This is a genomic window from Pantoea sp. AS-PWVM4 (assembly GCF_000468095.1).
Lineage (GTDB): Bacteria > Pseudomonadota > Gammaproteobacteria > Enterobacterales > Enterobacteriaceae > Pantoea > Pantoea phytobeneficialis.
In genome coordinates, this window is sequence record NZ_ASZC01000006.1 from 272,781 (window position 1) to 279,330 (window position 6,550).

Sequence of the window (6,550 nt, forward strand, 5' to 3'; positions counted from 1 at the left end):
TTATCCTCAGGCACTTTGCAGCGCGGCTTCATCAATGGGGAGGGCTGCGGGATACCAGCTTTGATGCTGGTGAGCTTTCTGCACCAGCAACTCCGGCAGCGCATACAGGGGACCGAGCGCGGTGTAGCGTTTGGCCTGATCAACCACCGTGCTGTTGCCCAGCGTATCCATATAACGGCAGGCACCGCCACGGAACGGCGGGAAACCGAGGCCATATACCAACGCCATATCCGCTTCGGCCGGGGAAGCGATAATCTTCTCCTCCAGGCAGCGCACAACCTCGTTCAGCATTGGCAGCATCAGGCGGTTAGCAATCTCTTCATCGCTGAAGACACGCTTCGGCTGGCAGACGTGTTGCAGCAAGGTATCCACTTCCGCATCGGCCTGTTTCTGCGCTTTGCCTTTTTTGTCCTCGGTCCAACGCCAGAAACCCAGACCATTTTTCTGCCCATAGCGACCGGCTTCGTACAGTACGTCGATGGCGTCGCGATAATCTTTTTGCATCCGGGAGGGGAAACCCTGCGCCATTACCTGCTGGGCGTGATGAGCGGTATCGATCCCTACCACATCCAACAGCCATGCCGGACCCATCGGCCAGCCAAACTGTTTCTCCATCACTTTGTCGATCTGACGGAAATCGGCACCATCACGCAGCAACAGGCTGAAGGCGGCGAAGTAGGGGAACAGCACACGGTTAACAAAGAAACCGGGGCAGTCATTGACCACAATGGGCGTCTTACCCATCTTGCTGGCCCAGGCGACCACCTTACCGATTGTTTCTTCCGATGTTTTTTCGCCACGGATCACTTCAACCAGCGGCATACGTGGCACCGGGTTAAAGAAGTGCATGCCGCAGAAATTTTCTGGTCGTTGCAGCGACTGCGCCAGCAGGCTGATAGGAATGGTCGAGGTGTTGGAAGCCAGAATGGCATCATCGCGCAGATGCTGCTCGGTTTCGGCCAGCACTTTAGCTTTGATTTGCGGGTTTTCCACCACCGCTTCCACCACCACATCCGCGCGTGCAAATCCGGCGTAGTCCAGCGTTGGCTGGATGGTGGTCAGCACGCTGGCCAGCTTCGCGCCATCAATCTTGCCGCGCTCCAGCTGTTTGTTCAGCAGCTTGCTCGCTTCTTTCATGCCGAGCGCCAGCGCCTGCGGATTGATGTCTTTCATCTGCACCGGTACGCCTTTCCACGCTGACTGATATGCAATGCCGCCGCCCATGATCCCGGCACCCAGTACCGCCGCCTGCGCTGGCGTTGTGGTGGCATTGCCGCGTTTTTTTGCCTCGGCTTTGACATATTGATCATTGAGGAAGATGCCGACCAACGAGCGTGCCACATCACTTTGCGCCAGCGGCACAAATGCGGCGGTTTCCAGTTTCAAGGCATCATCGCGTCCGAGTGTGGCAGCCGCTTCAATGGTTTTAACTGCGGTGATCGGTGCCGGGTAATGTTTGCCCGCCGTTTGCAGTACCATGCTTTTGGCGATGGTGAAACTCATCGCCGCTTCAATTGGGCTGAGTTTCAGTGGCGCCAGTTTCGGTGCGCGACGCGCCTGCCAACTGCCCTGCACCATAGCGTCCCGCAACACGGTTAATGCGGCGCTGCGCAGTTTGTCACTGCTGACTACCGCATCGATCAGGCCCAGTTTCAGGGCGCTGCTGCCATCGACATCTTTGCCTGCGGCGATAATCTCCAGTGCACTGTCGGCACCCAACAGACGCGGCAAACGCACGCTACCACCAAAGCCCGGCATGATGCCCAGTTTGGTTTCCGGCAGGCCAATGCGCAGTTGTGGGGTTCCGATGCGGAAGTCGGTTGCCAGTACGCACTCGCAACCACCACCCAGGGCATAGCCATCGATAGCGGAGACGGTAGGGACCGGGAGATCTTCCAGACGATTAAAGATGCTATTGGCAAACGCCAGCCACTGGCTCAGTTTTTCAACTGGCGCATCAAACAGGGAAAGAAATTCGGTGATATCGGCACCGACGATAAACGCCGGTTTGGCCGACGTGAGCAACAGGCCGCGCAATGTGGGCTGCTGCTCCAGTACACCCAGCGCCTCACCCAGCGAGGCTACGGTTTTGGTATCGAGTTTGTTCACCGAACCGGGCGCGTCGAAAACCAGCTCGGCGATGCCATCGTCGAGCCAGCGAACAGAAAGGGTATCGCCTTGGTAGAGCATGTCCGTCTCCTGAAACCGCGAAAGTTGATCTGGTCATACCAGATGATCGTGAGTGTGAGTTCGATGTTAATTTTTTGCAAACAAGAGTTTGATTATTTGATACGGCGATCACAGCGCGCAGGGGCACGGCATCACGGGCGCGGCTATGCTACACTGCGGCCATTTTCGCGATATTGGAGACAAGTTCATGGATTCACTGAAAACCCTGTATCACGCGCATATCAATACGCTGCAACAGCGTGCGCAGCAGGTGCTGGCGCGTTTTAAACTCGATGCTATGTTGATTCACTCTGGCGAGTTGCTGACGGTGTTCCTCGACGATCACGACTATCCATTTAAGGTGAATCCGCAGTTCAAAGCCTGGGTGCCGGTGACGCAGGTGCCTAACTGCTGGTTATGGATTGACGGCGTGAATAAACCGAAACTGTGGTTCTATTCACCGGTGGATTACTGGCACAACGTGGAGCCGCTGCCGAATAGCTTCTGGACCGGAGATGTTGACGTTATCGGCCTGAAAAATGCTGACGAAATTGCGCAACTGCTTCCGACCCAGCGCGACAATGTGGCTTATATCGGGCCAGTGCCGAACCGTGCCACCCAGTTGGGCATCAAGGCGGATAGCATCAACCCCAAAGGGGTGATCGATTTCCTGCATTACCATCGCAGCATCAAAACCGACTATGAACTGGCCTGTATGCGTGAAGCGCAGAAGCTGGCAGTGGCGGGACATCGTGCGGCCAAAGAAGCCTTCTTCTCTGGCATGAGTGAGTTCGATATCAATATCGCTTACCTGAGCGCGACCGGCCACCGTGATATCGATGTGCCTTACGGCAACATCATCGCGCTGAATGAACATGCCGCCGTGCTCCATTACACCAAACTGGATCATCAGCCGCCCGCGAAGCGCCACAGCTTTTTGATTGACGCTGGTGCTGAGTACCTTGGTTATGCCGCCGATTTGACGCGCAGTTACGCCGCCCAGGCGAAATCACGCTACGCCGACATGGTTGAAACCATGAACAAAGAGGAACTGGCGCTGATTGCCACCCTCAAAGCGGGCGTGCGATATACCGATTATCATCTACAGATGCACCAACGCATTGCGCGTATGCTGTTGAAGTTTGAACTGGTGAAGGGACTGAGCGAAGAAACGCTGGTGGCGGAAGATTTAACCGGTCCATTTATGCCGCATGGTCTTGGTCATCCGTTGGGGCTTCAGGTGCATGACGTGGCCGGTTTTATGCAGGATGATAAAGGTACGCACCTGGCCGCTCCGGCACAGTATCCGTATCTGCGCTGCACCCGCGTGCTGGAGCCAGGCATGGTGCTGACCATTGAGCCGGGCTTCTATATTATCGATTCACTGCTGGCTGCACTGCGTACCGGTAAGTACAAAGATCACTTTGACTGGCAGGCGATTGATGCGCTGAAACCGTATGGCGGTATCCGCATTGAGGATAACGTGGTGATTCATGCCAACCGGATTGAAAACATGACGCGCGATCTGCATCTGGCCTGATGGACGCTTATGACATTCCCGCTGAGGCGGTCAGCCTTAGCGAGGAAACCATCAAAAAAAGCCGCTTTATCACGCTGCTGGCGCACACCGACGGCGTGGAAGCGGCGCGTGCTTTTGTTCAGCAGATTAAAGCTGAGCACCCCACCGCGCGACATCATTGTTGGGCATGGGTAGCGGGCGCGCCGGATGATTCGCAGCAACTGGGTTTTTCTGATGATGGCGAGCCATCAGGTACCGCAGGCAAACCGATGCTTGCTCAGCTGATGGGGAGCGGTGTGGGGGAAATCACTGCGGTGGTGGTGCGCTATTACGGTGGCATTATGCTCGGCACCGGCGGGCTGGTGAAAGCCTATGGCGGCGGTGTGCAGCAAGGATTAAAACAGCTGGCGCGTTGCCGTAAGGTACCGATGCAATCTTTTACTCTGCAATGTGACTATGCACAGCTCAGCGATATCGAGCGCCTGTTGCAGCGTTTTGACGGCAAGGTCGAAGAGAGCCATTATCTTGATCGCATCACGCTGCGCCTGGCATTACCGCATAGCCAGATCGATGGCTTTCGGCAAAACCTCTCTGATTACAGTCGGGGCGTGCTGACGCTCATCCCACTGGAAAATTCAAGCATATCTCTTTGAAAGGAAAAGGCTGAATGCATTTTCGCGCCATTACCCGCATTGTGGGCCTGCTGGTGATTTTGTTCTCAGTAACCATGATCCTGCCAGGTCTGGTGGCCTTAATTTATCGTGACGGTGCCGGACGGGCGTTCAGTCAGACCTTTATGATGGCCATTGTCATTGGTTCACTGCTGTGGTGGCCGAACCGCAAACAAAAGACCGAGCTGAAGCCGCGCGAAGGTTTTCTGATCGTGGTGTTATTCTGGACCGTGCTGGGCAGCGTGGGGGCCATGCCGTTTATGTTTGCCGAGCAGCCGCACCTGTCGGTGACCGATGCGTTCTTTGAATCCTTTTCCGGTTTAACCACTACCGGGGCGACGACGCTGGTGGGGCTGGATTCGTTGCCCAAAGCGATTCTGTTCTATCGGCAGATGCTGCAATGGTTGGGGGGGATGGGGATCATTGTGCTGGCGGTGGCGATCCTACCGATTCTCGGTGTGGGTGGGATGCAGTTGTATCGCGCGGAAATGCCCGGACCGCTGAAAGATAACAAAATGCGACCGCGTATCGCAGAGACAGCAAAAACCCTGTGGTTGATCTATGTTCTGCTGACCATCGCCTGTGCCGTGGCGCTGTGGCTGGCGGGGATGCCGGTGTTTGATGCTATCGGCCATAGTTTTTCCACCATCGCCATCGGTGGTTTCTCGACACATGATGCCAGCATTGGCTATTTCAACAGCCCAACAATCAATACCATCGTGGCGGTATTCCTGCTGATCTCTGGCTGTAACTATGGCTTGCACTTCTCTTTATTGAGTGGCCGCAGCCTGAAAGTGTACTGGCGCGATCCGGAGTTTCGGATGTTCATTGGCGTGCAGTTGACGCTGGTGGTGATCTGTACCGTGGTGCTGTGGTTCCATGATGTCTATTCCAGTGGCTTACAAACGCTGAACCAGGCCTTTTTCCAGGTGGTATCGATGGCTACCACCGCCGGATTCACTACCGACAGCATCGCGCGTTGGCCGCTGTTTCTGCCGGTGCTGTTGCTGTGTTCCGCCTTTATCGGTGGCTGTGCGGGTTCGACCGGTGGCGGCCTGAAGGTGATCCGTATTCTGTTGCTGTGCAAACAGGGTTCGCGTGAGCTGAAGCGCCTTGTCCACCCTAACGCGGTTTACACTATTAAGTTGGGGAACCGTGCATTGCCGGAACGCATTCTGGAAGCGGTTTGGGGATTCTTCTCCGCTTATGCGCTGGTGTTCCTGGTGAGTATGCTGGCAATCATCGCCACCGGTGTCGATGACTTCTCCGCTTTTGCCGCTGTTGCCGCGACCCTCAATAACCTCGGACCTGGGCTGGGGGTGGTCGCCGATAACTTTGCTTCGATGAATGATGTGGCGAAGTGGATATTGATTTCGACCATGCTGTTTGGCCGCCTTGAGGTATTTACTTTGCTGGTGCTCTTCACCCCGACCTTCTGGCGCGAGTGATAAAACGGGATAGTGTAATGAAAGCGTTGATTGTTTATTCCAGCCGTGACGGGCAAACACAGAAAATTGCCGGGCGTATTGCGCAAAACCTGGCACCGCAGCAGTTGTGTGATGTGATTGAGATATCACAGACAGCGACGCTTGATTGGGCGCAATATGATCGGGTGCTGATTGGTGCCTCGATTCGCTATGGTCATTTCCATCCTGCATTAATGAAGTTTGTCACTCAGCATTTGGGAGAGTTGCAGCAGCGTGTTAGTGGTTTCTTCAGTGTGAATCTGACAGCACGTAAAGCAGATAAATGCACACCGGAGACTAATGCTTACACCCGTAAGTTTCTGGCCCAGTCACCCTGGCAGCCAGAGTGCTGTGCGGTATTTGCCGGTGCGCTGCGTTATCCGCGCTATCGTTGGTTCGACCGCGTCATGATTCAGTTGATTATGCGTATGACGGGCGGGGAAACAGATACTTCTAAAGAGGTGGAGTACACCGATTGGCAAAAGGTCGCGCTTTTTGCCCAGGATTTTGTGCAGTTACCAGGCAAATCGTTGTGAAATAGACCGCTTTGGTGAAATTTAGTCCGAACGATCATTTTTTTGCAATAAACGCTTGTCAGTCAGAATTATCTCCCTATAATGCGCCTCCACTGACACGGCAAAGCGGCAACGCAGACGGTCAGCGAGGGACGAAGTGATTCATCCCGCCAGAGAAAAATCTCGAAAAAGAGATTGACTCTGAAGGAG

At 54.9% G+C, this 6,550-nt stretch carries 5 protein-coding genes; 4 read left to right on the forward strand and 1 reads right to left on the reverse strand.

All coding sequences use genetic code 11. The features are described from left to right. Nucleotides 1-6 precede the first annotated feature (6 nt). Entirely contained in the window at nucleotides 7-2,190 is a 2,184-nt protein-coding gene (gene fadB / locus L579_RS08435; RefSeq protein WP_021183828.1) for a fatty acid oxidation complex subunit alpha FadB, read from the reverse strand. 187 nt (nucleotides 2,191-2,377) lie between these two features. On the opposite strand from fadB, the gene pepQ reads away from it, so the two are divergent. From pepQ to hemG, 4 genes are read left to right on the forward strand one after another with little or no spacing between them, the layout of a single operon-like run. Next, nucleotides 2,378-3,709, forward strand: coding sequence for a Xaa-Pro dipeptidase (gene pepQ / locus L579_RS08440; RefSeq protein ID WP_021183829.1), 1,332 nt, complete (start codon nucleotides 2,378-2,380; stop codon nucleotides 3,707-3,709). Continuing rightward, a complete protein-coding gene (locus L579_RS08445; protein ID WP_021183830.1) occupies nucleotides 3,709-4,341 on the forward strand; it encodes an IMPACT family protein in 633 nt (210 codons plus the stop codon). The genes pepQ and L579_RS08445 overlap by 1 nt, the downstream gene beginning before the upstream one ends. Before the next feature lie 14 nt (nucleotides 4,342-4,355). Further along, entirely contained in the window at nucleotides 4,356-5,807 is a 1,452-nt protein-coding gene (trkH, locus tag L579_RS08450) for a Trk system potassium transporter TrkH (protein ID WP_021183831.1), read from the forward strand. Between the two features lie 17 nt (nucleotides 5,808-5,824). Beyond that, a complete protein-coding gene (hemG, locus tag L579_RS08455; protein WP_021183832.1) occupies nucleotides 5,825-6,361 on the forward strand; it encodes a menaquinone-dependent protoporphyrinogen IX dehydrogenase in 537 nt (178 codons plus the stop codon). Nucleotides 6,362-6,550: the final 189 nt, after the last annotated feature.